25 protein-coding genes and 1 pseudogene are annotated in these 25,350 nt (G+C 68.1%); 12 read left to right on the forward strand and 14 right to left on the reverse strand.

Going from position 1 to position 25,350, the window contains the following annotated elements:
• Positions 1 to 32 precede the first annotated feature (32 nt).
• Entirely contained in the window at positions 33 to 1,802 is a 1,770-nt protein-coding gene (sppA, locus tag ACZ50N_RS05635; RefSeq protein WP_464474865.1) for a signal peptide peptidase SppA, read from the forward strand.
• Here sppA and ACZ50N_RS05640 read toward each other — a convergent pair.
• Genes ACZ50N_RS05640 through ACZ50N_RS05655 form a run of 4 tightly spaced genes read right to left on the reverse strand, consistent with a single transcriptional unit; the run spans position 1,768 to position 5,461 of the window.
• Positions 1,768 to 2,721, reverse strand: a complete 954-nt coding sequence (locus tag ACZ50N_RS05640) for a class I SAM-dependent methyltransferase (RefSeq protein ID WP_464474866.1) — start codon at positions 2,719 to 2,721, stop codon at positions 1,768 to 1,770. The two genes, sppA and ACZ50N_RS05640, sit on opposite strands and share 35 nt — an antisense overlap.
• Positions 2,721 to 3,605 carry an SAM-dependent methyltransferase gene (locus tag ACZ50N_RS05645; protein WP_464474867.1) on the reverse strand — a complete coding sequence of 295 codons (885 nt, stop codon included), beginning with the start codon at positions 3,603 to 3,605 and terminating at the stop codon, positions 2,721 to 2,723. The genes ACZ50N_RS05640 and ACZ50N_RS05645 overlap by 1 nt, the downstream gene beginning before the upstream one ends.
• A complete protein-coding gene (locus ACZ50N_RS05650; RefSeq protein WP_048424706.1) occupies positions 3,602 to 4,525 on the reverse strand; it encodes a class I SAM-dependent methyltransferase in 924 nt (307 codons plus the stop codon). The genes ACZ50N_RS05645 and ACZ50N_RS05650 overlap by 4 nt, the downstream gene beginning before the upstream one ends.
• Positions 4,526 to 4,534: 9 nt before the next feature.
• Positions 4,535 to 5,461: an SAM-dependent methyltransferase gene (locus ACZ50N_RS05655; protein ID WP_073682386.1), complete on the reverse strand. Its 927-nt coding sequence runs from the start codon at positions 5,459 to 5,461 to the stop codon at positions 4,535 to 4,537.
• Positions 5,462 to 5,719: 258 nt separating this feature from the next.
• On the opposite strand from ACZ50N_RS05655, the gene secY reads away from it, so the two are divergent.
• Genes secY through ACZ50N_RS05685 form a run of 6 tightly spaced genes read left to right on the forward strand, consistent with a single transcriptional unit; the run spans position 5,720 to position 10,188 of the window.
• The gene (secY, locus tag ACZ50N_RS05660) at positions 5,720 to 7,057 is read left to right on the forward strand and encodes a preprotein translocase subunit SecY (protein ID WP_046362700.1); all 1,338 of its coding nucleotides are present in this window, start codon (positions 5,720 to 5,722) and stop codon (positions 7,055 to 7,057) included.
• Entirely contained in the window at positions 7,054 to 7,599 is a 546-nt protein-coding gene (locus ACZ50N_RS05665) for an adenylate kinase (protein ID WP_046362701.1), read from the forward strand. The genes secY and ACZ50N_RS05665 overlap by 4 nt, the downstream gene beginning before the upstream one ends.
• Before the next feature lie 2 nt (positions 7,600 to 7,601).
• Entirely contained in the window at positions 7,602 to 8,399 is a 798-nt protein-coding gene (map, locus tag ACZ50N_RS05670) for a type I methionyl aminopeptidase (protein WP_464474868.1), read from the forward strand.
• A gap of 58 nt (positions 8,400 to 8,457) precedes the next feature.
• Positions 8,458 to 8,973 (forward strand): sigma-70 family RNA polymerase sigma factor, encoded by a 516-nt coding sequence (locus tag ACZ50N_RS05675; protein ID WP_048424703.1) that lies wholly within the window; start codon positions 8,458 to 8,460, stop codon positions 8,971 to 8,973.
• Positions 8,970 to 9,683, forward strand: a complete 714-nt coding sequence (locus ACZ50N_RS05680) for a zf-HC2 domain-containing protein (RefSeq protein ID WP_464474869.1) — start codon at positions 8,970 to 8,972, stop codon at positions 9,681 to 9,683. The genes ACZ50N_RS05675 and ACZ50N_RS05680 overlap by 4 nt, the downstream gene beginning before the upstream one ends.
• Before the next feature lie 16 nt (positions 9,684 to 9,699).
• The gene (locus ACZ50N_RS05685; RefSeq protein WP_046362705.1) at positions 9,700 to 10,188 is read left to right on the forward strand and encodes a MarR family transcriptional regulator; all 489 of its coding nucleotides are present in this window, start codon (positions 9,700 to 9,702) and stop codon (positions 10,186 to 10,188) included.
• Between the two features lie 12 nt (positions 10,189 to 10,200).
• Here ACZ50N_RS05685 and ACZ50N_RS05690 read toward each other — a convergent pair whose 3' ends face one another.
• Together ACZ50N_RS05690 and ACZ50N_RS05695 are read right to left on the reverse strand one after the other, a co-directional pair.
• A complete protein-coding gene (locus tag ACZ50N_RS05690; protein ID WP_046362706.1) occupies positions 10,201 to 11,397 on the reverse strand; it encodes a GAF domain-containing sensor histidine kinase in 1,197 nt (398 codons plus the stop codon).
• Complete coding sequence (locus ACZ50N_RS05695) at positions 11,394 to 12,068, reverse strand: response regulator (protein WP_046362707.1); 675 nt, start codon at positions 12,066 to 12,068, stop codon at positions 11,394 to 11,396. The genes ACZ50N_RS05690 and ACZ50N_RS05695 overlap by 4 nt, the downstream gene beginning before the upstream one ends.
• Before the next feature lie 92 nt (positions 12,069 to 12,160).
• Between ACZ50N_RS05695 and ACZ50N_RS05700 the strand changes: the two genes are divergently transcribed.
• Positions 12,161 to 12,934, forward strand: coding sequence for an HAD hydrolase-like protein (locus ACZ50N_RS05700; protein WP_464474870.1), 774 nt, complete (start codon positions 12,161 to 12,163; stop codon positions 12,932 to 12,934).
• 36 nt (positions 12,935 to 12,970) lie between these two features.
• Positions 12,971 to 13,528, forward strand: a complete 558-nt coding sequence (locus ACZ50N_RS05705; RefSeq protein ID WP_464474871.1) for a TetR/AcrR family transcriptional regulator — start codon at positions 12,971 to 12,973, stop codon at positions 13,526 to 13,528.
• Here ACZ50N_RS05705 and mmsB read toward each other — a convergent pair.
• Genes mmsB through ACZ50N_RS05720 form a run of 3 tightly spaced genes read right to left on the reverse strand, consistent with a single transcriptional unit; the run spans position 13,525 to position 17,103 of the window.
• Positions 13,525 to 14,397, reverse strand: a complete 873-nt coding sequence (gene mmsB, locus ACZ50N_RS05710; RefSeq protein ID WP_046362709.1) for a 3-hydroxyisobutyrate dehydrogenase — start codon at positions 14,395 to 14,397, stop codon at positions 13,525 to 13,527. The genes ACZ50N_RS05705 and mmsB overlap by 4 nt on opposite strands.
• 23 nt (positions 14,398 to 14,420) lie before the next feature.
• Positions 14,421 to 15,578, reverse strand: a complete 1,158-nt coding sequence (locus tag ACZ50N_RS05715; RefSeq protein WP_464474872.1) for an acyl-CoA dehydrogenase family protein — start codon at positions 15,576 to 15,578, stop codon at positions 14,421 to 14,423.
• Between the two features lie 4 nt (positions 15,579 to 15,582).
• Positions 15,583 to 17,103, reverse strand: a complete 1,521-nt coding sequence (locus tag ACZ50N_RS05720) for a CoA-acylating methylmalonate-semialdehyde dehydrogenase (RefSeq protein ID WP_046362711.1) — start codon at positions 17,101 to 17,103, stop codon at positions 15,583 to 15,585.
• 110 nt (positions 17,104 to 17,213) lie between these two features.
• Here ACZ50N_RS05720 and ACZ50N_RS05725 point away from each other — a divergent pair, with 110 nt between their 5' ends.
• The 3 genes and pseudogenes from ACZ50N_RS05725 to ACZ50N_RS05735 all read left to right on the forward strand — a co-directional run.
• Positions 17,214 to 18,452 carry an HNH endonuclease signature motif containing protein gene (locus tag ACZ50N_RS05725; protein WP_464474873.1) on the forward strand — a complete coding sequence of 413 codons (1,239 nt, stop codon included), beginning with the start codon at positions 17,214 to 17,216 and terminating at the stop codon, positions 18,450 to 18,452.
• 204 nt (positions 18,453 to 18,656) lie between these two features.
• Complete coding sequence (locus tag ACZ50N_RS05730) at positions 18,657 to 19,739, forward strand: IS110 family RNA-guided transposase (protein ID WP_046362712.1); 1,083 nt, start codon at positions 18,657 to 18,659, stop codon at positions 19,737 to 19,739.
• A gap of 7 nt (positions 19,740 to 19,746) precedes the next feature.
• Positions 19,747 to 19,905: pseudogene (locus tag ACZ50N_RS05735) on the forward strand (HNH endonuclease signature motif containing protein); the annotation flags it as partial.
• On the opposite strand, the gene ACZ50N_RS05740 reads toward ACZ50N_RS05735, so the two are convergent.
• The 5 genes from ACZ50N_RS05740 to ACZ50N_RS05760 are packed head-to-tail and all read right to left on the reverse strand — an operon-like array spanning position 19,902 to position 25,350.
• Entirely contained in the window at positions 19,902 to 20,510 is a 609-nt protein-coding gene (locus ACZ50N_RS05740) for a dTDP-4-dehydrorhamnose 3,5-epimerase family protein (RefSeq protein ID WP_464474874.1), read from the reverse strand. The pseudogene ACZ50N_RS05735 and the gene ACZ50N_RS05740 sit on opposite strands and share 4 nt — an antisense overlap.
• The gene (gene rfbB / locus ACZ50N_RS05745; RefSeq protein WP_464474875.1) at positions 20,507 to 21,502 is read right to left on the reverse strand and encodes a dTDP-glucose 4,6-dehydratase; all 996 of its coding nucleotides are present in this window, start codon (positions 21,500 to 21,502) and stop codon (positions 20,507 to 20,509) included. Before rfbB ends, ACZ50N_RS05740 begins: the two co-directional genes overlap by 4 nt.
• Positions 21,503 to 21,527: 25 nt before the next feature.
• Positions 21,528 to 22,388, reverse strand: coding sequence for an LLM class F420-dependent oxidoreductase (locus tag ACZ50N_RS05750; protein ID WP_046362715.1), 861 nt, complete (start codon positions 22,386 to 22,388; stop codon positions 21,528 to 21,530).
• Positions 22,389 to 22,425: 37 nt separating this feature from the next.
• A complete protein-coding gene (locus ACZ50N_RS05755) occupies positions 22,426 to 23,922 on the reverse strand; it encodes an ATP-binding protein (protein ID WP_464474876.1) in 1,497 nt (498 codons plus the stop codon).
• 12 nt (positions 23,923 to 23,934) lie between these two features.
• A complete protein-coding gene (locus ACZ50N_RS05760; RefSeq protein WP_048424694.1) occupies positions 23,935 to 25,350 on the reverse strand; it encodes an ATP-binding protein in 1,416 nt (471 codons plus the stop codon).

Consider the following 25,350-nt stretch of genomic DNA (forward strand, 5'->3'; position numbering starts at 1 on the left):
GCGTCGGTCCGGGCGTCGGTACGCTCGGAGCCATGGTTTCTGTGCTCTCCGGCGTCCCCGGCTTGGACGACGTCCGCGAACTGGTTCGTAAGGTCGACACCGCCCGTCATCAAGGGGTGCCCGACGGCGTCATCCTGGAGATCGATCTGCAGCAGGCGCCGCCGGAGACCGCCGGGTTCGATCCCGTCGCGGTGGTGACGGGAATCCTCGGGTCGAGCCGCCCGCTGCTGCTGCGCGAGACCGTCGCCGCGATCCACCGCGCCGCCGAAGACCCGCGCGTTGCCGGTCTCATCGCGCGCGTCCAGATCGACGCTGCCCCACCGGGACCCGTGCAGGAGTTGCGCGCGGCGATTGCGGCGTTCACCGAGCGCAAGCCATCGCTGGCATGGGCGGAGACATATCCGGGCACGCTGTCGTACTACCTGGCATCGGCATTCGGCGAGGTGTGGATGCAGCCGTCGGGCACCGTCGGGCTGGTCGGCTTCGCCACTAGTGCGCTGTTCCTGCGGGATGCACTCGACAAGCTCGGTGTGGAGGCGCAGTTCACCGCCCGCGGTGAATACAAGTCCGCGGCAAACCTTTTCACCCAGGACGGGTACACCGAGGCCCACCGCGAAGCCGATACGGCCCTGGTCAACAGCCTGCGCGCGCAGGTGTGGGAGGCGGTCGCGGCGTCGCGGGGCATCGACCCCGACGCGCTCGACGGTCTCGCGGACCGGGCGCCGCTGCTGCGGGACGATGCGGTGACGGCGAAGCTGGTGGACCGCATCGGGTTCCGCGACGAGGCCTACACGCGGATCGCCGAACTGGCCGGTGCGCCGGCCGACGACAGCGAGGCCGCCCCGCGGCTGTTCCTGTCCCGCTACGCCCGCACCAATCGGCCGTCGATGCCGACGCCGCCACTGCCTGGTCGCAGCCGGCGGGGGATCGCGGTGGTGACGCTGGCCGGTCCGATCGTCAGCGGGAAGGGACGTCCCGTCTCGCCGCTGGGCGCTGCGAGCGCCGGCGGGGACACCATCGCCGCGGCGCTGCGGCAGGCCGGAGCCGACGACGATGTGGCTGCCGTGGTGCTGCGCGTCGACAGCCCCGGCGGCTCGGTCACCGGGTCGGAGACGATCTGGCGTGAGGTGGTGCGGCTGCGGGAACAGGGCAAGCCGGTGGTGGCGTCGATGGGTGCGGTGGCCGCCTCGGGCGGCTACTACGTGTCGATGGCCGCCGACGCGATCGTCGCCAACGCCGCCACGATCACCGGCTCGATCGGCGTGGTGACCGGCAAGCTGGTGGCCCGCGAGCTCAAGGACCGGCTCGGCGTCGGGTCGGGCACCGTCCGCACCAACGCCAACGCCGACGCATGGTCGAGCAATGCGCCGTTCACCGACGAGCAGCAGGCCCACGTGGAAGCCGAGGCCGACCTGTTCTACACCGACTTCGTCCATCGGGTGGCCGAGGGGCGCGGCATGACCCCCGAGGCGGTGGACGCCGTGGCCCGCGGCCGGGTGTGGACGGGCGCCGACGCGCTCGAGCGCGGCCTCGTCGACGAGCTCGGCGGCCTGCGCACGGCGATCACCCGGGCCAAGGCCCTGGCCGGTATCGCCGAGGACACCAAGGTCGCGATCACGCAGCTGCCCGGGTCGTCCCTGCGAGACATGTTGCGGCCCAAGCCGTCATCACAGCCCGCGGCGGCGTCGCTGTCGGAGCTGTTCAGTGCGGTGGCCGTGCGCTCGCTGAGCGACGTGGTCGAGCAGTCTCAGCGATCGCTGACCGGGGTCAATGTGCTGTGGCTGGGGGCGTCTCGCTACTGAGTTCGGCATCGAATTCGGCGCTGATGTAGACGATCTCGCCCAGCGGATCGCCTGCATCACCGTCTTCTGGCAGCGGCCTGCCGTACCGCGTGAACAGCTCGTCACGCGGTGCGGCGGTGACCTGCCAGCCTGCCGACCGCAGGTAGTCAGGGACCGGGGTGCGCGGCCCCGTGTACACCAGCGACGGCATGTCGATGTCGAGGCCGTGCTCGCGCAGCGGCGCCGAGGCCGCGCGCGCCCGCTCCTCGTCGAGGTCGACGATGCCGGGCACGTATTCGGTGGTGATCGTGCTGCCCGGCGCCGACAGGGCGGTGATGCGGTCGAACAGCTGGTCCTGCGCGTCTGGTGGCAGATAGATCAGCAGACCCTCCGCCAGCCAGGCGGTGCGGGCTCCTGCGTCGAAGCCGTTGTCGCGCAGCATCTTCGGCCAGTCATCGCGCAGGTCGACGGCGATGGCACGCCGGTCGGCCGCCGGTTCGGCGCCCAGCGCGGCCAGCGTCGAGGATTTGAACGCGATCACCTCGGGTTGGTCGAGTTCGAACACGACGGTGTCCTCGGGCCACGCCAGCCGGTAGGCGCGCGCGTCGAGGCCGGAGGCCAGGATCACCACCTGCCGGATGCCGGCGGCCGTCGCGCCCAGCACGCAGTCGTCGAAGAAGCGGGTGCGGACCGCCATCCCGTTGATCATCGCCTCGGCCCGTGCCGGGTCCAGTGCGCTCATCGCGGCCACGTCCAACCGGCCGTCGACCATCGCGGTGAAGAAGTCGATGCCGACCGCGTGGACCAGGGGAGCGGCGAACGGGTCGTCGATGAGGGCGTTGGGCGCGGCCGTGGCCATCGCCCGGCCGGCGGCGACCAGCGTCGCGGTCGTCCCGACGCTGGAGGCGAGATCCCACGAATCCTGGTCGTGCCTGCCCATCACCACTCCTGTCGTCGGGCCGTCAGGTATCCGGAATCGCCGAGCATGCTGAGCAGATTGTCGGTGGGCGGGGTGAAGCCCTGGGCGGCGTACGCGTCGGCGTTCGACAGCACATCGATCCGCCAACCGGCGCGGGCCAGGTGGTCGCCGGCTGGGGTGCGCTCGCCGGCGTAGAACAGTTCCGAGAGGTCGATGGTGCTGCCGCGGCGGCGGCTGCGCTCACTGAACTCCTTGGCCCAGTCCGCGGTCATCGCGCCGGTGTCCATGTGCTCGGTGGCCAGTACGCTGCCCGGCGCCGACAGCTCACCGATGTGGTCGAGCAGCCGGTCCTGGGCGTCGGGTGGAAGGTAGATGAGCAGGCCCTCGGCGATCCACGCGCTGGGCTGACCGGGATCGAAACCGTTGTCCCGCAATGCCTGTGGCCAGTCGTCGCGCAGGTCGACGCCGATGGCCACCCGGTGCGCCGACGGCGTCACCCCGGCGTCGGAGAGCACTCGGGTCTTGAACTCGATGACGCGGGGCTGGTCGAGCTCGAAGACCGTGGTGCCGGCCGGCCAGCTCAACCGGTAAGCCCGGGTGTCCAGGCCGGAGGCCAGGATCACGATCTGACGCACCCCGGCGGAAGCGGCATCCGTCAGCGCGGAGTCGAAGAACCGGGTCCGGACGGCGATGTACTCGCGGGCACCGTCGAGCGCTTCGGCATCACCGCGGGCCAACGCGGTGAATTCGGGCATGCCGACGGCGTCGACGAGCAGCTGCGCGTAAGGATCGTCGATCAACGGATCGGGTCCGCGCGACGCCGCGGCACGCGAGGCGGCCACCGACGTCGCGGTCGCGCCGACGCTGGTCGCCAGATCCCAGGAGTCTCCATCGGTGCGGCTCACGATTTCACCGCCGTCAGCGCCAGCGAGTTCTTCAGCGTCTCGAACGCCTCTCCGCTGCCGAATGTGCGCCCATAGGCGGCGAACACCTCGGGCCGCGGGCGGGTGCTGACCGTCCAGCCCAGTCCGGTCAGGTAGTCGGCCGGGGGAGTGCGTTCGCCGGGATAGAACAGCTCGCCGAGGTCGGGGATGCTGCCGTCCTTGTCGTGCTCCTTCCAGAGCTCGCGCATCGCGCGGGACCGTTGCCCGAGGGAGGCGCCGGCGTCGGGGTGGTATTCGGTGGCCAGTCGGCTCCCGGGCGCCGACAGCTCGGTGATCGCGTCGAACAGCCGGTCCTGTGCCTCGGGCGGAAGGTAGACGAGCAGACCTTCCGCGGTCCAGGCCGTCGGTGCCGAAGAGTCGAAGCCGTGCCCGCGCAGCGCCGCGGGCCAGTCGTCGCGCAGGTCGACGGCGACCGCGCGGCGGTCGGCGGACGGGCGCGCCCCGATCGCAGCCAATGTGGCGTCCTTGAACTCGAGAACCTGCGGCTGGTCGATTTCGAACACCACGGTGCCCGAGGGCCAGTCCAACCGGTAGGCCCGCGAATCCAGGCCGGAGGCCAGGATCACCGCCTGCCGGATGCCGGCGGCGGCCGAGTCGGCGAAGAAGTCGTCGAAGAACCGGGTCCGCACTGCCATGACGTCCGTCATGACTTGGGCGGCCCCGGACTCGTCGGTCTCGGTGAGCGTCAACTCACCGTCGACCAGTTTGGTGAAGAAGTCGATGCCCACCGCACGCACCAGCGGCGCGGCGAACGGGTCGTCGATCAGCGGATCCGGTTCGCGGCTGGCCACCGCCCGGGCGGCCGCGACCATCGTCGCGGTGGCGCCGACACTCGACGCCAGATCCCACTGATCGTTGTCTGTCCTCGCGCCGCTGGCCATGACGGGGTCCTACTTCGATGCGCTCACGTAGGAAACGTCGGCGAAGCCCTGCTCCGCGTCGATGGGGGTCAACCCGTACCGGCGCAGCAGATCATTGGCCGGTGTGCCGTGCGCGGTCCAGCCGTGGCCGCTCAGATACTCGACGACGTCGGCCCGCTCCCCGAAGAACACCAACTCGGAGAACTCCAGGTCGAAGCCGTGCTCGCGCCATTGATCCGTGGAGGCCTGCATGCGCTCACGCGCCTCCTGCTGATCGGCCTCCTGCTGTGAGGGCACCGCCTCGACAGCCAGCCGGCTGCCCGGCGCACTCAACTCGCCGATCTGGTCCAGCAGCCGGTCCTGCGCCTCGGGCGGCAGATAACCCATCAGGCCCTCGGCGATCCACGCCGTCGGCCGGTTCGCGTCGAAGCCGGCCTCGGCCAGCGCCCGCGCCCAGTCCTCGCGCAGATCGATCGCCACCGTTCTGAGGTCGGTGCGGGGTTCGGCCCCGAGACCGGCCAGCGTCTGCCGTTTGAACGCGATCACGTCCGGCTGGTCGATCTCGTAGAGCACCATGTCGGCGGGCCAGGTCAGGCGGTAACCGCGCGCGTCCAGGCCGGAGGCCAGGATGACGGCCTGGCGGACACCGGCGGCCGCGGCGTCGGCGAAGAACTCGTCGAAGAATTTCGTGCGGGCGGCCATCATGTCGGCGAAGTTGGTGACGCCGACGGGGTTCTGGCCGTCGGAGTCCACGTCGAGGTCCTCTGCGGTCAGCTCGCCGGTGGCGAGCTTGGTGAAGAAGTCGACACCCACGGCGCGCACCAGAGGTTCGGCGAACGGATCGTTGATGACGGGCTCGTCGGCCCGGCTGGCCACAGCTCGTGCGGCGGCGACCATCGTCGCGGTGGCTCCCACGCTGGATGCCAGGTCCCAGGTGTCGTTGTCGGTGCGCGCCACAGCGGCTCCTCCCTGTCGTCAAAAATTAGCTAGTTCGGTTAACGAAGTTCTCTCGGCACTGTATTCCCCCAGACTGAGAGGGGCTGTCAGATTCGGGGCAACCAAGTTGCAACTGTTAGTCTCGTAGACTGTTCCAACGCGTGACCTGCGCAGGCCGTTCGCCTGCCTGGGACCGTCGCGCACAAGACTTAACCGACGCTGGTCACGCCAGCCACATGAGCACGCCGCGAACGTCAGCTGGCCGTGCAGGAGGAAAGAGTGCTCTCGGCTTTCATCTCATCACTGCGGACAGCTGATCTGAGGCGAAAGATCCTGTTCACGCTCGGCGTCGTGATCCTCTACCGGGTGGGTGCCACGGTCCCGTCCCCCGGGGTCAACTACCCCAACGTGCAGCAGTGCATCGCGCAGGTCAGTGGCGGCGACTCCGCACAGATCTACTCGCTCATCAACCTGTTCTCCGGCGGCGCGCTTCTGCAGCTGTCGGTATTCGCCGTCGGCGTCATGCCCTACATCACGGCCAGCATCATCGTGCAGCTGCTCGGCGTGGTGATCCCGCGCTTCGAACAGCTGCGGAAAGAAGGACAGGCCGGCCAGGCGAAACTGACGCAGTACACCCGCTACCTCGCGATCGCGCTGGCGATCCTGCAGTCCACCTCGATCGTGGCGCTGGCCGCCAACGGCGGTCTGCTGCAGGGCTGCACGCTCGACATCATCGAGGGTCAGAGCGAGGGCATGAACCTGTTCCGCCTGATCATCATCGTGCTGGTGATGACGGCCGGTTCGGCGCTGGTGATGTGGATGGGCGAGCTGGTCACCGAGCGCGGCGTCGGCAACGGTATGTCGCTGCTGATCTTCGCCGGCATCGCGGCCCGCATCCCCAGCGAGGGCAAGACCATCCTGGACAGCCGCGGCGGCATGGTGTTCACGCTGGTCTGCGTCGCGGCGCTGATCATCATCGTCGGCGTCGTGTTCGTCGAGCAGGGGCAGCGCCGTATCCCGGTGCAGTACGCCAAGCGCATGGTCGGCCGCCGGATGTACGGCGGTACGTCGACCTACCTGCCTCTGAAGGTGAACCAGGCGGGCGTCATCCCGGTCATCTTCGCGTCGTCGCTGATCTACATCCCGCACCTGATCACCCAGTTGATCCAGAGCGCCAGCGACAACCCCGGCACCGGCTGGTGGCAGACGTTCGTCGCCGACTACCTGACCAACCCGGCGGATCCGGTCTACATCGCCCTGTACTTCGGGCTGATCGTGTTCTTCACCTACTTCTATGTCTCGGTCACGTTCAACCCCGACGAACGCGCCGACGAGATGAAGAAGTACGGCGGCTTCATCCCGGGCATCAGGCCGGGCAAGCCGACCGCGGACTATCTGCGGTTCGTGCTGTCTCGCATCACGCTGCCCGGCTCGATCTACCTGGGTGTCATCGCGGTGCTGCCCAACCTGTTCCTGGAGATCGGCAACACCGGTTCGGTGCAGAACCTGCCGTTCGGTGGTACCGCCGTGCTGATCGCGATCGGCGTCGCCCTGGACACCATCAAGCAAATCGAAAGCCAGCTCATGCAGCGCAACTACGAAGGGTTCCTGAAGTGAGAATCGTGTTGTTGGGACCGCCCGGCGCGGGCAAGGGAACCCAGGCTCAGAAGCTGGCCGACAAGCTCGGCGTCCCGCACGTCTCCACCGGCGACCTGTTCCGGTACAACATCAGCAACAACACCGAGCTGGGTGTGGAAGCCAAGAAGTACCTCGACGCCGGCGATCTCGTCCCGGCCTCGCTCACGAACGCGCTGGTCGACGACCGGCTCGACGACGAGGACGCCCAGGCCGGCTTCATCCTCGACGGGTACCCGCGCTCGGTGGAGCAGGCCGAGGCGCTGGACCAGATGCTCGCCAAGCGCAACCTGTCGCTGGACGCCGTCGTCGAATTCAAGGTGCCCGAAGAGGAACTGGTGTCCCGCCTGCAGGGCCGCGGCCGCGCCGACGACACCGAGGACGTGATCCGTAATCGCTTCAAGGTGTACCGCGAGGAGACGGCTCCGCTGCTCGACCACTACCGCGACTCGCTGACCACGGTCGACGCCGTGGGCGAGCTCGACGAGGTGTTCGCGCGCGCGTTGAAGGCGCTCGGCCGCTAGCCATGGTGTCGCTACCCGGGCTGCGCAGCCGCAAGGTCGTTCCCCAGCGGACCGCCGGGGAACTCGACGCGATGGCCGCCGCCGGTGCTTTGGTGGCCGCCGCGCTGCGTGCCGTCCGGGAGGCTGCCGCGCCCGGCGTGTCGACCCTCGACCTGGACCGTGTCGCCGAAGCGGTGATCCGCGACGGCGGCGGGGTGCCGTCGTTCCTGGGCTACCACGGATTTCCGGCCACCATCTGCTCGTCGGTGAACGACCGCGTCGTGCACGGCATCCCGTCGGCGACGGAGACGCTCGCCGCCGGCGACCTGGTGTCGATCGACTGCGGTGCGATCCTCGACGGCTGGCACGGTGACTCCGCCGTCACCTTCGGCATCGGCGACCTGATCGAGGCTGACGCCAACCTCTCGGCCGCCACCCGCGAGTCGATGGAGGCCGGAATCGCGGCGATGGTGCCCGGCAACCGATTGACCGACGTCTCGCATGCCATCGAGGCCGGCACCCATGCCGCCGAGAAGCGTTACGACCGCAGCTTCGGCATCGTCGCCGGCTACGGCGGCCACGGCATCGGCCGCGAGATGCACATGGACCCGTTCCTGCCCAACGAGGGTTCGCCCGGGCGGGGACCGCACCTGGCCGTCGGCTCCGTGCTCGCGATCGAACCGATGCTGACTCTGGGCACGGCGAAGACGCGCATCCTCGACGACGACTGGACGGTGGTCACCACGGACGGCTCCCGGGCCGCACACTGGGAGCACACCGTTGCGGTCACCGACGACGGGCCGAGGATTCTCACCCTCTGATTCGGGCTGCGGGTGAACCGGAACGCCGCCGACACCGTGTAGTACACGGAGGTTGGGAATGGACGATCCGGAGGCCGCCATGATGCGCGTGCTCTACGACGAACACGGCGATGCGCTGTGGCGCTATGCGCTGCGATTGACCGGTGACCGCGCCCGCGCCGAGGACGTGGTGCAGGAGACGCTGCTGAAGGCGTGGCGACATCCCTCGGTCACCGCGGACGCGGAGCGCTCCGCCCGGGCCTGGCTGTTCACCGTCGCGCGCAACATGATCATCGACGAGCGGCGCAGCGCCCGGTTCCGCAACGAGGCCGCCGAACCGGTGCCGGAAGAGGTCGTCGACCGCGCATCGTCCGACGAGGTGGACACCGCGCTGAACCGCATCCTGCTCTCCACCGCGCTGGCCCAGCTGACGGAGGAACACCGCGCCGTCGTCCGCCGCGCCTACTACCAGGGTTGGACGACCGCGCAGATCGCCGCCGACCTCGGCATCGCCGAGGGCACGGTCAAATCCCGGCTGCACTACGCCATGCGGGCCCTGAGACTGGGACTCCAGGAGATGGGGGTGACGCGATGACCGTCCACGAGCGCGACGACCGCTACCTGACCTGGGACGCGGCCTACGTGCTGGGCTCGCTCAGCAGCGACGAGCGCCTCGAATACGAAGACCACCTCGCCGGCTGCGCGCAGTGCCGCGACGCCGTGGCAGAGATGTCCGGGATGCCGGGGCTGCTGGGACTGCTCGACCTCGACGACGTGACCGCTCTCGACGACGAGCAGCCGTACCCGCCACTGCGCCCCGAGGTACTCGACAACGTGCTGGCCAAGGTTCGGTGGCGCCGCCGCCGCAGCCGGTGGGTCACCTCGACCGTCGTCGGATTGGCCGCGGCGGTGTTGGCCGTCGGCATTCTGCTGGTGGCCCGGCCCGCGATCATGGGGTTCGAGGACGGCGCCACCACACAGAACACCGCACAGATGGCCGACATGACCAAGATGGCTCCGACGCCGATCAACGCCAGCATCGCGCTGACCGACTTCGGCTGGGGCACCCGCATCGACATGTCCTGCTCCTACGGCCAGTGGGGCGACAACAACACGCCGCCCAAGGGCCTCGGCATGGTCGTCGTCGGCCGCGACGGCACCCGATCGCAGATCGCGACCTGGTTGGGGATCCCCGGGGCGACGGCGCTCCCCAGCGGGACGACCCCGATGCAGCGCGCTGACATCTCCGCGGTGCAGATGGTCTCGATGACCGACGGAAAGGTGCTGCTGGAGAAGCAGCTGTGATGCGGTAAGAAGAGGCGTGCCCCGTGACCCGATCGCCGCCGCCCGCGCCAACTGGGAGGCCTCGGGGTGGGGTGAGGTGGCCGACGGCATGGTCGCTGTGACGTCCGTGATGCGCGCCCACCAGATCCTGCTGGCCCGAGTCGAGGCCGCGCTGCGGCCCTACGACCTGAGCTTCTCGCGGTTCGAACTGCTGCGCCTGCTGGCGTTCAGCCGGACCGGCGCGCTGCCGATCACCAAGGCGTCGGACCGGTTGCAGGTCCACGTCACCAGCGTCACGCACGCGATCCGCCGGCTGGAGGCCGACGGTCTGGTCGAGCGCATCCCACACCCGACCGACGGGCGCACGACGCTGGTCCGCCTCACCGACCTGGGGCGGTCCACGGTCGAGGACGCCACCGTCACGCTCAACACCGAGGTGTTCGCCGATCTCGGCATCACCGACGAGCAGTCCCTCGCCCTGTCGTCAGCGATCGAGACGCTGCGCCGCGGCGCCGGAGACTTCTAGCTCGCGGCCGCTCTAGCGGCTGGGAAGTGGGATCGTCGCCGTGACGGTGGTGCCCGCCCCGGGGCGCGAGCGGATGTTGAGTCGGCCTCCGACGATCTCGGCGCGTTCGGCCATCGACAGCAGACCGTATCCGCCCATTTCGTCGCTACCCAGCGGGCGTTCCAACGTGTCGAAACCGACGCCGTCGTCGGCGATTTCGAGGCGGGCGGTCTGGTCGTCGGCGTGGAACGCCAGCCGGGCCACCGTCGCGCGCGCATGTTTGACGACGTTCTGCAGGCACTCCTGGGCGATCCGGTAGAGCGCGAGCTCGATGTGGTCGGGCAGCCGGGTGTCGGCGAGGTCGGTGTTGATCTTGACCTGCGGGATCGACCGCGCCAGGCTGGCCAGCCCGCCGGACAGACCCAGGTCGTCGAGCACCGGTGGGCGCAGGCCACTGATCGCGGCCCGGGCCTCCTGCAGCGTGAGGTCCGCCAGCTCGCGGGCGCGGTCCAGCTGCTCGGTCAGCGCCTCGCGGTCATCGGGGGAGCGCGCTGCCTGGGCGGCGGCGTCGAGCCGGTAGGACAGGGTGACCAGCCGCTGGGAGATGCCGTCGTGGATGTCGCCGGCGAGCCGGCGCCGTTCGATCTCCTGGGCCTCGATGACCTGCTCGACGAAGTTCTCGTGGGCGCGTTCGCGGGCCACCAGCTGGCGATGCAGGCGGGCCTGATGCATGGCCCCGGCGATGAGTCGGCCGATCACCAGCAGCAGCTCGACGTCGCGGTCCCCGAAGTCCCGCTCGGCCACGGTGTGCACGTTCAGCACGCCGACCAGCCCGCCCGGGGTCGACTCCATCGGCACCGAGACCATCGAGGTGAAGTCACGTCCGCGCAGCGACTGGAACGGCAGGTAGCGAGGGTCGGACTCCTTGTCGCGGCGGATCACCACCGGTTCCAGGTGACTGGCCACCCACCCGGAGATTCCCTGGCCCAGGGGCAGCCGGATCTTGCCGACCTCGGCGTCGAACGGTGGGGTGGCGCCGGCCAGCGTCAGCGATCGCTCGGTGTCGTCGAGGACGTGGACGAAGCAGACGTCGCTGTCGGTGGCCGCGGTGATCATCCGAGCCGCCGCGGCGGCCAGCGGCTCCACGCCGGGGCCGCGCGAGGCAGCCTGGATCAGTTCGCGCAGCAGCGCCAGTTCCCGATCGGCGGTCAGGACCGGCCGCGCGCTCACTGGTAGATGCCTTCGCGCAGAGCGGTGGCCACCGCACCGGTGCGATCACTGACGCCGAGTTTGCGGTACAGCGAGCTCAGATGGGTTTTGACCGTCTCGTCGCCGATCACCAGCTTGGCCGCGATGGCGCGGTTGGACAGACCGTTGACCACCAGCGCGAGGATCTCGCTCTCTCGTTGGGTGAGGCCCTGGCGTGCGCCGGGCCAGAACTCGTCGCGCTGCAGGCGGGCAGCCGTGTCGACTGCGCGCGCGGCCATCACCGGATCGATCGCCGTCGCCCCGGTGTGGACGAACTCGAGCTGCCGCACCAGCTCCTCGCTGCTGATGCTCTTGAGTAGATAGCCCGCCGCTCCGACACGCAGCGCTTGGAACAGGTACTGCTCGTCGTCGTAGACCGAGAGCATGACGACGCGACGGCCCGGATCGCGCTCGCGCAGCCGCTGGCACAGATCGAGACCGCTCGAACCCTGCATGCGCACATCGCACAGCACGATGTCGGGATCGAGGTCGGCGATCACGTCCATGGCCTTTTCCGCGCCGACGGCCTGGCCCACCACGGTGACCCTGCTCGCGAACGCGGTGAGCATGGCCTTGAGGCCTTCGATCACCATCTCGTGGTCGTCTACCAGCACGATTCGCACCGGGCCGGGGCGATCCGAGGGGCTGGTCATGGCCCTCACCTTAGAGGCGCACCCGCGATTCCCCGCCGAATCCCCCTAATGGGGGAGGCGGCCGAGTTGTGACCTGGGACACCATGACGGTCATGGAGCCCTCACAGCAGAAAACCTGGCGTGCCGGTCGGTTCTGGTGGGACTGGCCCAGCCCCAGCGAGAGCCTCGCACCGACCTTGAAGCCCTCCCTTCAGGCGGTGATCTTCGACCTCGACGCGATCGCCGACCTCGATTGCGCCGGGCATCGACTCGCGTTCAACGCGGCGTTCGCCGAGCTCGGCCTCGACATCGTCTGGTCCGAGGCGCGGTACCGGCAGCTGCTGACACTGAGCGACGAGCGCCGGCGGGTGGCCGCCGAACTGCGCAAGCGCGGCATCCGCTCCGACTGCGATGTGCTCGCCGAACTCCTCGTCGACGACATCTGCGCCCGGAAGAACCGGATTCTCGCCGAGACGATCCTCGATGCCGACATCACGGCCCGCGCAGGCCTGGCGGACCTGATCACCGAGGCCTATGCCGCGGGGATCAGTGTCGGGGTGGTGAGCTCCGGCAGCCACTCCTGGGTGGCGCCGCTGGTTCGGCAGCTCGTCGGCGACGGTGTGGTCACCGCGATCGTCACCGCCGAGGATGCGCCGGGCACCGACCTGTTCCGGGCCGCGCTGGCCGAACTGGGCGTCACGGCCCGCAGTTCGCTGGCGTTCGCGGGTTCGTCGGCGAGCTTCAAGTCCGCGAACGCCGCGGGGGTGGCGACGATCTCGGTCGGTGCAGTCGATTCAGAGGGAGCGGGCATCCTGCATCGCATCGCGGACTGTCGGCAGATCCACGATTCCTGGCGCGACACCCATCCCACCCCGACCGCTGCCTAGCTTTCCGCGCGTACACGGCGTCCTATCCTTGCGCGGGTGAGCTCGACCCGATCCCGCGACGCGTCGAAGACGCGCGCCGACATCCTGGCGGCGGCCCGCGCGCGGTTCGGCTCCGAGGGCTATCAAGCCACCACGATGCGCGCGGTGGCCGCCGACGTGGGCGTCGACCCGGCGTTGATCAACCGCTACTTCGGGAGCAAGCAGGAGCTGTTCGCCGAGGCCGCCGATTTCACCCTCGATCTGCCCGATCTCACGTCCGTCGCGCCCGACGACGTCGCCGACGTCCTGCTGTCCCGGTTCTTCGCGGTCTGGGAGCAGGACAGTACGTTCGTCGCGCTGCTGCGGGCGGCCATGACGAGTGAGTCTGCCGTCGAGACGATGCGACGGGTGTTCGCCACCCAGGTGGGGCCGGCGCTGGCGGTCGTCACCCCCGACCACGCGGCCCAACGTGCAGGCCTGATGGGCGCGTTCGTCATCGGCTTGGCCGTCACCCGCTACGTGATGGTGAACCCCGCCGTCGCCGAGCTGAGCCGTGACGAGCTGATTCGCTTCGCCCGTCCGGTGATCCGGCAGATCCTGCTGGGACCTGTCTAGCCGCGCAGCATCTCGATCACAGCGCTGAAGTCCTTGTCGGCGTGATCTTCGTTGAACTGTCGGTAGATGTCCGCAGCGTGCGTCCCCAGCGGAGCCTGCGCTCCCGTCGACGCCACCGCGGCCATCGCCAAGCCGAGGTCCTTGTTCATCAACGCTGTCGCGAAACCGGGCGTGAAGTCGTTGTTGGCCGGAGACGTCGGAACCGGCCCGGGCACAGGGCAATTGGTGTGGACTGCCCAGCAGTTGCCGGTCGCGCCGGTGATCACGTCGAACAGCGACTGCGCGGGCAGGCCGAGCTTCTCGGCGAGCACGAACGCCTCGCCGATCGCGATCTGCTGCACCGCGAGCACCATGTTGTTGCACAGCTTGGCGGCTTGCCCGGCGCCCGAATCGCCGCAGTGAATGATCTTGCCCGCCATCGGTTCCAGTACCGGGCGGGCCCGTTCGACGGCCCCGGTGTCCCCACCGAGCATGAACGCCAACGTGCCGGCGGTCGCGCCCTTGATACCTCCCGAGACCGGTGCGTCGATCTGCGCGAGGCCGCGATCCGCTGCCTGGGTGTGGATGGTGCGCGCGTCGTCGACCGAGATCGTGGACGTGTCGATGAGCAGTGCGCCGCCGGGGGCCGCCGGAAGCACCTCGTCGTACACAGCCTTGACGATGTTTCCGTTGGGCAGCGAGGTGATCACGACCTCGGCTGCGCTGACTGCCTCGGCGCCGGTGTGGAACACCGCCGCGCCCTTCTCCTCGGCAGCGTCCCGCAGCGCGACCACCGGGTCGAAGCCGCGCACCGTGTGCCCGGCGGCGACCAGGTTCGCCGCCATCGGGCCGCCCATGTGGCCGAGTCCCAGGAATGCGATCGTCGTCATGCTTCTCCTCTTTACGTCGTCGTCTACGAGGCGCGGGCCCGGGCAGCGGCTGCCCGCCCGACCACCACGCGCATGATTTCGTTGGTGCCCTCGAGGATTCGATGCACCCGCAGGTCGCGGACGATCTTCTCCAGTCCGTACTCGCGCAGGTAGCCGTACCCGCCGTGGAGTTGCAGCGCCTGGTCGGCGACGTCGAAGCAGGCGTCGGTGACGTAGCGCTTGGCCATCGCGCACAGCTCCACCCGGTCCGGGTGATCCTCGTCGAGCGCAGTCGCCGCTCGCCACAACATCATTCGTGACGTCTCCAGCGCGGTCGCCATGTCGGCCAGCGTGAACCGGATCGTGGGCTCGTCGATGAGCGCACCGCCGAAGGCGTGCCGGTCGGCCAGGTAGGCGGTCGCCTTGTCGTAGGCCGCCTGCGCGCCGCCCAGCGAGCAGGCCGCGATGTTGATGCGGCCGCCGTTGAGGCCCTTCATCGCGATGCCGAAGCCGGTGCCCTCCTCGCCGCCGAGGAGTGCCTCGGCGGGCACCCGTGCGCCGTCGAGGATCACCTGCCGGGTGGGTTGAGCGTTCCACCCCATCTTCTGTTCGTCGGCGCCGAAACTCAATCCCGGCGTGTCCTTGTCGACGACGAAGGCGGAGATGCCTTTGGGGCCATCGGCTCCCGTGCGCGCCATCACGACGTAGACGTCGGAGCTACCGGCCCCGGAGATGAACTGCTTGACCCCGTCGAGCACCCACCCGTCACCGTCGCGAACAGCCTTGGTGCGCAGGGCGGCCGCGTCGGAGCCGGCGCCCGGCTCGGTGAGGCAGTAGCTGGCGATCGCGTCCATCGACGCCAGCCGGGGCACCCACGTCTTGCGCTGTTCGGGTGAGCCGAAGGTGTCGATCATCCACGCGCACATGTTGTGGATGGACAGGAACGCGGCGACGGTCGGATCGGCAGTGGCGAGTTGTTCGAAGATGCGCACCGCGTTGATGCGCCGCAGGCCGCTGCCGCCCACGTCCTCGCGGCAGTAGATCGCGGCCATGCCCAGTTCCGCGGCTTCCCGCAGGACGTCGGTGGGGAAGTGATGCGTCTCGTCCCACTCCAACGCGTGGGGCGCCATCCGTTTCGTGGCGAACGCCGCTGCCGTCTCGGCGATCACGCGGTCGTCGTCGCCGAGGCTGAAGAAGTCCACGTCGTCACTTCATGGTCGGGATGACGAATTCGGCGCCATCCTTGATGCCCGACGGCCACCGCTCGGTGACGGTCTTGACCTTGGTGTAGAACTGGATCGACGCGGGGCCGTGCTGGTTGAGATCGCCGAAGCCGGACCGCTTCCAGCCGCCGAAGGTGTGGTAGGCCACCGGCACCGGGATCGGGACGTTCACGCCGACCATGCCGACCTGTACCCGCGAGACGAAGTCGCGCGCTGCGTCGCCGTCGCGGGTGAAGATTGCGACGCCGTTGCCGTACTCGTGCTTGCTCGGAAGGCTCAGTGCCTCCTCGTAGTCGTGGGCGCGGACGATGCACAGCACCGGGCCGAAGATTTCGTCGGTGTAGATGCTCATGTCGGTGGTGACGTGGTCGAAGAGCGTGGGACCGATGAAGTAGCCGTTCTCCAGGCTCTGGTCGTCAAAGGAGAGCTCGTCCGTCGTCCGTTCGCGACCGTCGACCACCAGGTCGGCACCGGCATCCACGCCCTGGGCGATGTAACTCTTCACCCGCTCGAGTGCGGCAGCGGTGACAAGCGGACCGTAATCGGCCTTCGGGTCCAGGCTGTGCCCGACGCGGAGCTGATTGACTCTCTCCACCAAGCGATTACGGAGCCGGTTCGCCGTCTCTTCGCCGACCGGGACCGCGACGCTGATCGCCATGCACCGCTCGCCCGCACTGCCGTAGCCGGCGCCGATCAACGCGTCGACGGCCTGATCGAGATCGGCGTCGGGCATGACGATCATGTGGTTCTTGGCGCCGCCGAAGCACTGGCTGCGCTTACCGTTGGCGGCGGCGGTGGAGTAGATGTACTGCGCGATGTCGGAGCTGCCGACGAAGCCGACGGCCTGGATGTCGGGGTGGGTGAGGATCGCGTCGACGGCCTCCTTGTCACCCTGCACCACCTGGAAGACGCCGGCGGGCAGACCCGCCTCGAGGAATAGTTCGGCGAGCCTCAGCGGAACGGACGGGTCACGCTCAGAAGGCTTGAGGATGAACGCGTTTCCGCATGCCAGCGCGGGTCCGGCCTTCCACAGCGGGATCATCGCGGGGAAGTTGAACGGCGTGATGCCGGCGACCACGCCGAGGGGCTGGCGGATCGAGTAGACGTCGATGCCGCCGCCGGCGCCTTCGGTGAACTCGCCCTTGAGCAGATGGGGGATGCCGATCGCGAACTCGATCACCTCGATGCCGCGCTGGATGTCGCCCTTGGAGTCGGCGACGGTCTTGCCGTGCTCGATGCTCAGGAGTTCGGCGAGTTCTTCGGTATTGGCGTTGACCAGCTCGATGAACTTCATCATGACGCGGGCCCGGCGCTGCGGGTTCCACGCCGCCCACTCCTTCTGCGCCTCGACGGCAGAGGCGACCGCGGTGTCCACGTCGGCCTTGCTGGCGAGCAGCACCTGAGCCTGGACCTCGCCCGTGCTCGGATTCAACACGTCTGCGGTCCGAGTGGATGCCAGCTCGCTGCGCTTACCGTCGATGAAGTGGGGAATTCGCTTGGTCATGAGGAGCCTTCCAGGAGCGACCGAGTGTAGATAGTTGGATATCCTAGTAATCCTCGCTGGGTGATGGCAAGAGGCGGGACTTGTCGGTATATCGAACTAGTGTTCGATGTATGGAGGTAGTCGCGGGTGCGGTGGAGGGGATGCGGGCTCAGCTCGCGATCCTGTCCGAGGCCTGCGACACGCTGACCCATCCTGAGCTGGTAGCCCTGCTGGCTGAGGTCACGACGGTGGTGCGGTCGGTTCCGGCGTTGGAGCATCAGATCCTGGCTCGGCTGACCACAGAGACGGAGCCGCGCCGGCTGGGGGAAGCGTCGTGGAAGAAGGTGTTGACGACAGCGCTGCGGGTCTCGGATAGAGAGGCGAAACGCCGACTCGCCGAAGCGGCCGCGTTGGGTCCGCGGCAAGCGTTGACCGGGGAGCCGTTGCAGCCGTTGTGGGAGGCGACTGCTGCGGCGCAAGCCGCCGGAGCGTTGGATGCTGAGCATGTCGCGGTGATCGCGACGTTCCACGACGGACTGCCGGTGTGGGTGGATGTCGATACCCGCGCTGCCGCCGACCGCCAACTCGCCCGCCTCGGCGCCGGGCTGACCCCGAATGAGTTGAAGAAGGCTGCGGATCGGTTGGCGGCGATGATCGACGCCGACGGCCCCGAACCCACCGACGCCGACCGGGCCCGCCGACGCGGCATCACGCTCGGCCAGCAACAGGCCGACGGGATGAGCCGCCTGTCCGGTTGGATCACCCCGGAAGCACGCGCCACTTACGAAGCCATCCAGGCCAAGCTTGCCGCCCCGGGCATGTGCAACCCCGACGACCAGACACCGTGTGTCGACGCAGAACCCGACGAGCAACAGCGCCGGGATGACACGCGCAGCGCTGCCCAGCGCAACCATGACGCGTGGCTGGCCGTCGGGCGGATGGCCTTGTGCTCAGGGGACTTGGGGTCGCACAACGGATTACCGGTCACGGTGATCGTGTCGACGACGCTGCAGGAGCTGGAGAAGTCCGCGGGGATGGCGGTCACCGGTGGTGGCTCTCTGTTGCCGGTGGCGGACCTCATCCGCATGGCCGGCCACGCCCATCACTATCTGGCGGTGTTCGATCGGCACACCAATGAGCCGCTGTACCTCGGCCGCACGAAACGGCTGGCCTCACCCGCGCAGCGGATCATGCTGCACTCTTCCGCGCGGGGCTGCACCAGACCCGGCTGCACGGTGCCGGGCTACTGGGCGCAGGTGCATCACGTGCAGGACTGGAAGGACGGCGGCGCCACCGACATCACCACCCTCACCCTCGCGTGTGGACCGGACAGAGAGCATGGAGGGGCGCCACTGTCGGCGGCGGTCTGACTCCGGCCCTGACTGACACCCTTAACGGGTTGTCCTGCGTGTTGATCTGTCGGCTGTCGTCGATGGTGGCGTGCTCGACGTCACCGACGTGACGGCTGTGACTTCATAGGAGCTTGCGCCAACAGGCCCCCATCTCTGTCCTGTCCAACCATCGACGCCGGTGACGCCCACCCATCCACCGGATAGAGGACGGCAGGAACCAGCATGACAAAGCTATCGCTAACTCGTCACGTCGTAGCGGGCGTCGACACTCACAAAATGACCCATCACGCCGCCGTTTTGGATGCTGGCACGGGCCAGCTATTGGGTGATCAGGAGTTCGCAGCTACACCGGCGGGGTATCAACGCCTGCTGTCCTGGGCGCAGTCGCTCGGCGGCCTCACCACCGTTGGTATCGAGGGCACCGGCTCGTTCGGGGCTGGCTTACACCGTCATCTGCAAGCCCAGGGCGTGAGAGTGATCGAGGTGGCCCGACCTAACCGCCAAGACCGCCGCCGACAAGGCAAGTCCGATCCAATCGATGCGATCAACGCCGCCCGCGCGGTACTCAGCGAATCAGCCACCACCACCCCAAAAAATCGTGACGGTCATGTCGAGGCCGTACGACAGATCCGGGCTACCCGCCGCAGCGCAGCCAAGGCGCGCAAAGCAGCGCTTCAGCAGATCCACGGCCTGCTCTGGTGCGCACCCGAAGATCTGCGAGCAAAACTCGCCAGCTATGACCGCGCCGCCCTGGTCTCACGCTGCGCCCGGCTGCGCATACCGACCGCCGGCGCCATCGACGATCCCACGATCACCGCCCGCAGGATGCTGCGACGCCTGGCTCGACGGATCCAATATCTCGACGAGGAGATCGCCGAAGCCAACACCGAACTCAAGGACATCCTCACCAAACACGCACCAAACCTATTAGCCATCAACGGAGTTGGAACTGAAGCCGCTGGCCAGCTATTGACAACTGCCGGCCAGAACAGCGACCGACTCTCTTCCGAAGCGTCTCTCGCTCGCTTGTGCGGGGTAGCTCCCATTCCAGCCAGCAGTGGCAACACCACTCGCCACCGGTTACATCGCGGCGGCGACCGTCACGCCAACTGCTCCATCCACCTCATCGTGATCAATCGTCTGCGATGGCACGAACCCACTCAGCGCTATCTCGAACGGCGGATCCAAGAAGGAAAGACCAAAAAAGAAATCATCCGCTGCCTCAAACGGGCAGTCGTACGCGAGCTCTACCGAGCACTCCAAGCCGACCTAGCCGCACCCAAAGAAAGCCTTGACGCTGCATAGGAGCATCAATCGGATGGTCGAACAGACCGGCTGGACCACGAAAGTCAACGACCGCGGCCAGACCGAATGGCTGCCCCCACCCGACCTCGATACCGGCCGACGCCGCGTGAACGGCTACCACCACCCCGAGCGCTACCTCCTACCCGAAGACGACCAGGGGCCCTAGCCGCGGAGCTTCTCGGCGAACGCGACGCACTCTTCCCACGTGGGCAGTACACCGCTGGAATTCGCGTCGGCCAGGGACGGGGCGGCGCGATCGCGATCGGACAGGATCAGGTCGGCTGTGGGAAGCCACGAGGACCAGTCGATGCCGATCGCCGGGTCGAGAGGATCGATGGTGTGCTCCCGTGCGGGGTCGTAGCCGGCCGAACACAGGTAGGTGACCACCGAATTGTCCTGTAGCGCAAGGAAAGCGTGACCCAAGCCCTCTGACAGGTACACCGCCCGGTGAGTGTCGTCGTCCAGCGTCACCGCATCCCAGCTGCCGTAGGTCGGGGAGCCGACCCGGATGTCGACCACGACATCCACGACAGCGCCACGCATGCAGGTCACGTACTTGGCCTGACTCGGTGGCAGCTGTGCGAAGTGCAGGCCGCGCAGCACTCCCGTCGACGACACCGAGCAGTTCGCCTGCTTCAGATCGAGGGAATGCCCCGTCATGGCGGTGAACGACGCCTCGGTGAACCATTCGAAGAACCCGCCGCGTGAGTCACCGTGCACCGTCGGCGTCAGCTCCCACGCGCCCGGGACCACGAGCTCGCGCACCTTCACCCTTCACGCACCAGGTAGCGCGCTTCGACCGCGTCTTTCAGTGGAGCCCACCATGATTCGTTGTCGCGGTACCACGCGATCGTCGCGCGGAGCCCCTCCTCGAAATCGGTGTGCCGTGGCGTCCACCCCAGTTCATCGCGCAGCGGGCCGGGATCTATGGCATAGCGCAGATCATGGCCCGCTCGATCGATGACGTGGTCGAAATCGTCGTCGGCGCGGTCCATCAGCCGCAGGATCGTGCGCAGCACCGTGAGGTTGTCGCGCTCGCCGTTCGCCCCGATCAGATAGGTGCGGCCGATCTCGCCGTCGGTCAGGATGCGCCACACCGCGCTGTTGTGGTCCTCGACGTGAATCCAGTCCCGAACGTTGGCTCCGGCGCCGTACAGGCGCGGTCGCCGCCCCGTCAGGATGTTGGTGATCTGCCGCGGAATGAACTTCTCCACGTGTTGATACGGGCCGTAGTTGTTCGAGCAGTTCGACAGCGTCGCGGCGACGTTGTACGACCGCACCCAGGCGCGCACCAACATGTCGGAGGCGGCCTTGGTCGACGAGTACGGGCTCGACGGGTTGTACGGCGTGGCCTCGGTGAATCGCACCGGATCCCCCAGCGGGAGATCGCCGTACACCTCGTCGGTCGAAATGTGATGCAGACGAACGTCATTGGCGCGCACCGCTTCGAGCACCGTGAACGTTCCCAGTACATTCGTGTGAACGAACGGAGCGGGATCGGCGAGTGCGTTGTCGACGTGGGTCTCGGCAGCGAAGTGCACCACCGCATCGGACTCGGCGACCAGCCTGCCGACCAGTTCCGCGTCGGTGATGTCACCCTCGATCAGGCGGATGTCCCCCTCCACCGGCGCGAGCGACTCGCGGCTCCCCGCGTACGTCAACGCATCGAGCACGGTGACGTGCACGTCGTCGCGTTCACGCACGGTGGCATGAACGAAATTCGCACCGATGAAGCCGGCGCCCCCCGTAACCAGCAATCGCATGGTTGCCGACTCTATCCGGCAGGAATCAACTCTGCGCGAGACCCAGCGGACGCGCCAGCTCCTCCAGCGTCGACAGCAGCTCGTCGCCGCCGCCGAGCACCTGGATGGCCACGTGGTCCGCGCCGGCCTGCAGGTGCTCGTCGAGTCGCGCCGCGATCTCGTCGGGTGATCCGTACGCCACCACCGCGTCGATGAACCGGTCACTGCCGGGCCGGTCCAGGTCGTCGTCGGTGAAGCCCAACCGCTTCCAGTTGTTCACGTAGTTGGACAACCCGAGATAGAAGTCGACGGTCTGCCGGCCCACCTCCCGCGCAGCGGCCGGGTCATCGGTGAGAACCACCTTGTGCTCCGGCGCGATGAGCACCGTCGGCCCGAGCAGTTCGCGGGCCTGGCCGGTGTGCACCGGGGTGGTCAGGTACGGGTGCGCACCGGCGCTGCGCTGCGCGGCCAACTTCAGCACCTTCGGCCCGAGCGCGGCGAGCACGCGGCGGCTGGTGGGTACCTTCGCGGCGTCGAGCACGTCGAGGTAGTCGACGAGTGCCTGGTACGGCTTGGTGTACTGCTGCTGGTGCTCAGGATGGCCGACGCCGACGCCGAGCAGGAACCGGCCGGGAAAGGCCTTCTCGATGCGGTGATACGACTCGGCCACCTCGTTGGCGTCGGCGGTCCAGATGTTGACGATGCCGGTGGCCACCTGCAGAGTCTCGGTCTTCTCGAGAATCGGTTCGACGAACGCCAGATCCGCCGCCGGCGAAGCGCCCACCCACACGGTGCCGTAGCCCAGCTTTTCGATGTCCGCGGCCTGCTCCGGGGTGACCGGCTGGCCGGTCCACACCCCGTATCGGCCCAGTGCGGGCTTGAGTGACGGACCTTCGGATTCAGACATCGGGACCTCTCGTCGTAGGAATTCCTCGCTCAGGTCACTACCCGGCAGCGGGCTCGGTCATACCGGTTGTGGCCGACGCCGCGGTTTCCGTGGGCGCGGGCGCCTCCAGCGGCAGGCACACGATGAACCGGGTGTCGCCCGGCTGCGACTGCACGGACAGGTTGCCGTGATGCTTCTCGACGACGATGCGCCAGGCCAGGTCCAGCCCGAGCCCGGTGCCCTCGCCGAACGGCTTGGTGGTGAAGAAGGGGGTGAAGATCCGTTCGACGATGTCTTCGGGGATGCCCGGTCCGTCGTCGCAGATCTCGACACGCACCGTGGACTCGTTCTCCCGCATGGTCCGGATCGTCAGGTTGCCGTGGCCGTTCATGGCCTGGATCGCGTTGTCGATGATGTTCGTCCAGACCTGGTTCAGGTCGCCCGGGTAGCAGAGCAATTCGGGCAGCGTCTTGTCCTTGTCCCAGTGCAGCGCGACCGGCTTGTCCTTGCCCAGCTTGTCGCCGAAGATCGTCTTGACCGTGCTGAACAGCAGTTCGTGGATGTTGGCGCTCTGGTACTCCGCGCGATCCATCTGCGAGTACTGCTTGGCGCCGGCCAGGAGCGCGGAGATGCGCTTGCTCGCCTCGGCGATCTGGTTCATCAGCAACTCGGTGTCGATCGTGTACTTCAGCCAGCCGATCGCGCCCGGCAGCGTGGCCGAGCAGTCCACGTCGTCGATGGAGGCCTCGACACGCTCCAGCCAGTCGACGTCCAGACCGGCCTCGACGAATGTCGGCGCGTAGTCCCACGCGCTGGCGATGCCGTGCTCGTCGAGCCAGTCGCCGATCTGATCCTCACGGTCTGACGTCTCGAGTGCCGTCAGCTCCTGCGACTTCGACTTGGCCACCTGCTCGGCGACCTCGTCCTGAATGCTGATCAGCGTTTTCAGCGCGGCGGGGGTGAACTTGCCGTCGGCGAGCATCGCGAGCTTGTGCCGCATCTTGCCGACGCCTTCACGCAGATCGGCGACCGCGCGGGCCGTCGCCCCCGCCGGGTTGTTGAGCTGATGGGTCAGGCCTGCCGACAGCTGGCCCAGCGCCAGCAGCTTCTCGCGCTGGCCGAGGATCTGGCGTTGCCGCAGGCCACCGACCATGTGTCCCTCGAGCAGGTGCACGGCCATCGGGAATTCCTTCTGCATGAATTCCGCGAAGGCGTTCGCGTCGAGGACGAAGAACTTCGACGGCGTGGTGACCCGAACCGACGCCTGATAGACGTGCTCGGCGCCGGGGATGTAGGCCGACCACGCGCCGCAGTACACGCCCCGCTGCGAGGTGCGGTTGGTTTCGATGTCGACTCCGCCCGAGCGTTTCGACATCACCAGCTCGCCCTCGATCAGCACGTAGAAGCACGTCGCGGGATCACCCTCGGAGTGGATCGGGCCGGGTTCGAAGGTGGCGATGTGACCGTTGGCGCACAGCGTCGCCAGCTGTTCGTCGTCGAGTGCCTCGAAGAGGAACAACGAGCGCAACTCGTCGGGAAGGCACTTTTCGCCCATGACAGGTCCTTCCTATGGCCCGATCGGCAGTGAAGTAATGAAACGCGTATCGCCGGGAGTTGATTCCGCCCACAGGCTGCCGTCGTGCCGGTCGACGATGCGCGCGGCGACGTCGAGGCCCAGTCCGGTGCCCTCCCCGAACGGTTTGGTGGTGAAGAACGGGTCGAAGACGCGGGCCAGCACGTCGTCGGACATGCCGGGACCGGTGTCGCACACCTCCACGCGAAGCCGGTCCAGGTCCCGCAGCGTGCGCAGGGTCAGCGTGCCCGGCGAGGCGCCGATCGCGTCGAGCGCGTTGTCGATCAGATGGGTCCACACCTGGTTCAGCTCGGCCGGGTAGCAGGGCAGCGCGGGCAGACTCTCGTCGTAGTCGCGCACGACGGTGATGTGGGGGCCCAGCCGGTGCGACCGCATCGCCAGCGTCGATTCGAGCAGGCCGTGCACGTCGACGACGTCCGACGGGGCCCGGTCGAGTTGGGTGAACTGCTTGGCCTGGTCGACGAGAGTGGAGATGCGCGTGGTCGCGTCGGTGATCTCGGTCAGCAGCAGTTCGGTCTCCGCGGTGCTGGCCAGCCAGCGCACGACGGGTCCCAGGGAGCTCGGCGTGCTGCAGCACGGCGCCGCCGAGATGCGCTCCATCCAATCGATGTCCAGCCCGGCTTCGGCGAAGATCGCGGCGTGCGCCCAGGCGTCGGCCACGCCGTGACGTTCGAGCCACTCGCCGAGTGCTTCCTCCAGGTCCGCCTTCTGCACCGACGTCAGATCGTGCGCCTTGCCGGCCACCTCGGCGACCCGGTCCTGCAACTCGACGAGCGACTGCATGGCCTCGGGCGGCAGCGAGCGATCGGGGAGTTCGGCCCGCCGGTGCCGCATCCCCGCGATCTGGGTGCGTAGTCCCCGTGCCGCGCGCATCCCGGCGGCCGCGGGGTTGTTCAGCTCGTGCGTCAACCCGGCGGTCATCTGTACCAACTGCACGAGACGGTCGTGCGGCCCGAGGATGCGACGCTGGTGGTACCGGCCGTGTGAGTGCCCGACGAGCAGATGCGTGGCCATCGGGAACTGCGTGGTCAAGAAGGTGCCCAGGGTGGTGGCGTCGAGTTCGAACAGCCGTGATGGCTTGGTGAGGGTCGCGGTGTTCTCGTACGTCGTCGTCTCGTCGAGGAGGAACGCCGACCACGCGCCGCAGTACGAGCCGGGTGCGCAGGCCCGCCAGATCGGGATGTCCCGCGCGCCGGACCGCTTCGACAGTGAGATCTCGCCGTCGAGGAGGACGTAGAAGAAGGCGGCGGGTTCACCCTCGCGGCACAGCTCACCGGCCGGAAACGTCGCGATCCGCCCGCCGGCACACAGCGCCGCGAGTTGCTCGTCGGTGAGGCCCTCGAAGATGAAGAGATCGCGGAGTTCGCTGACGTCGCACGAGCCGGTCAC

It is taken from the genome of Mycolicibacterium obuense, from assembly GCF_055397605.1.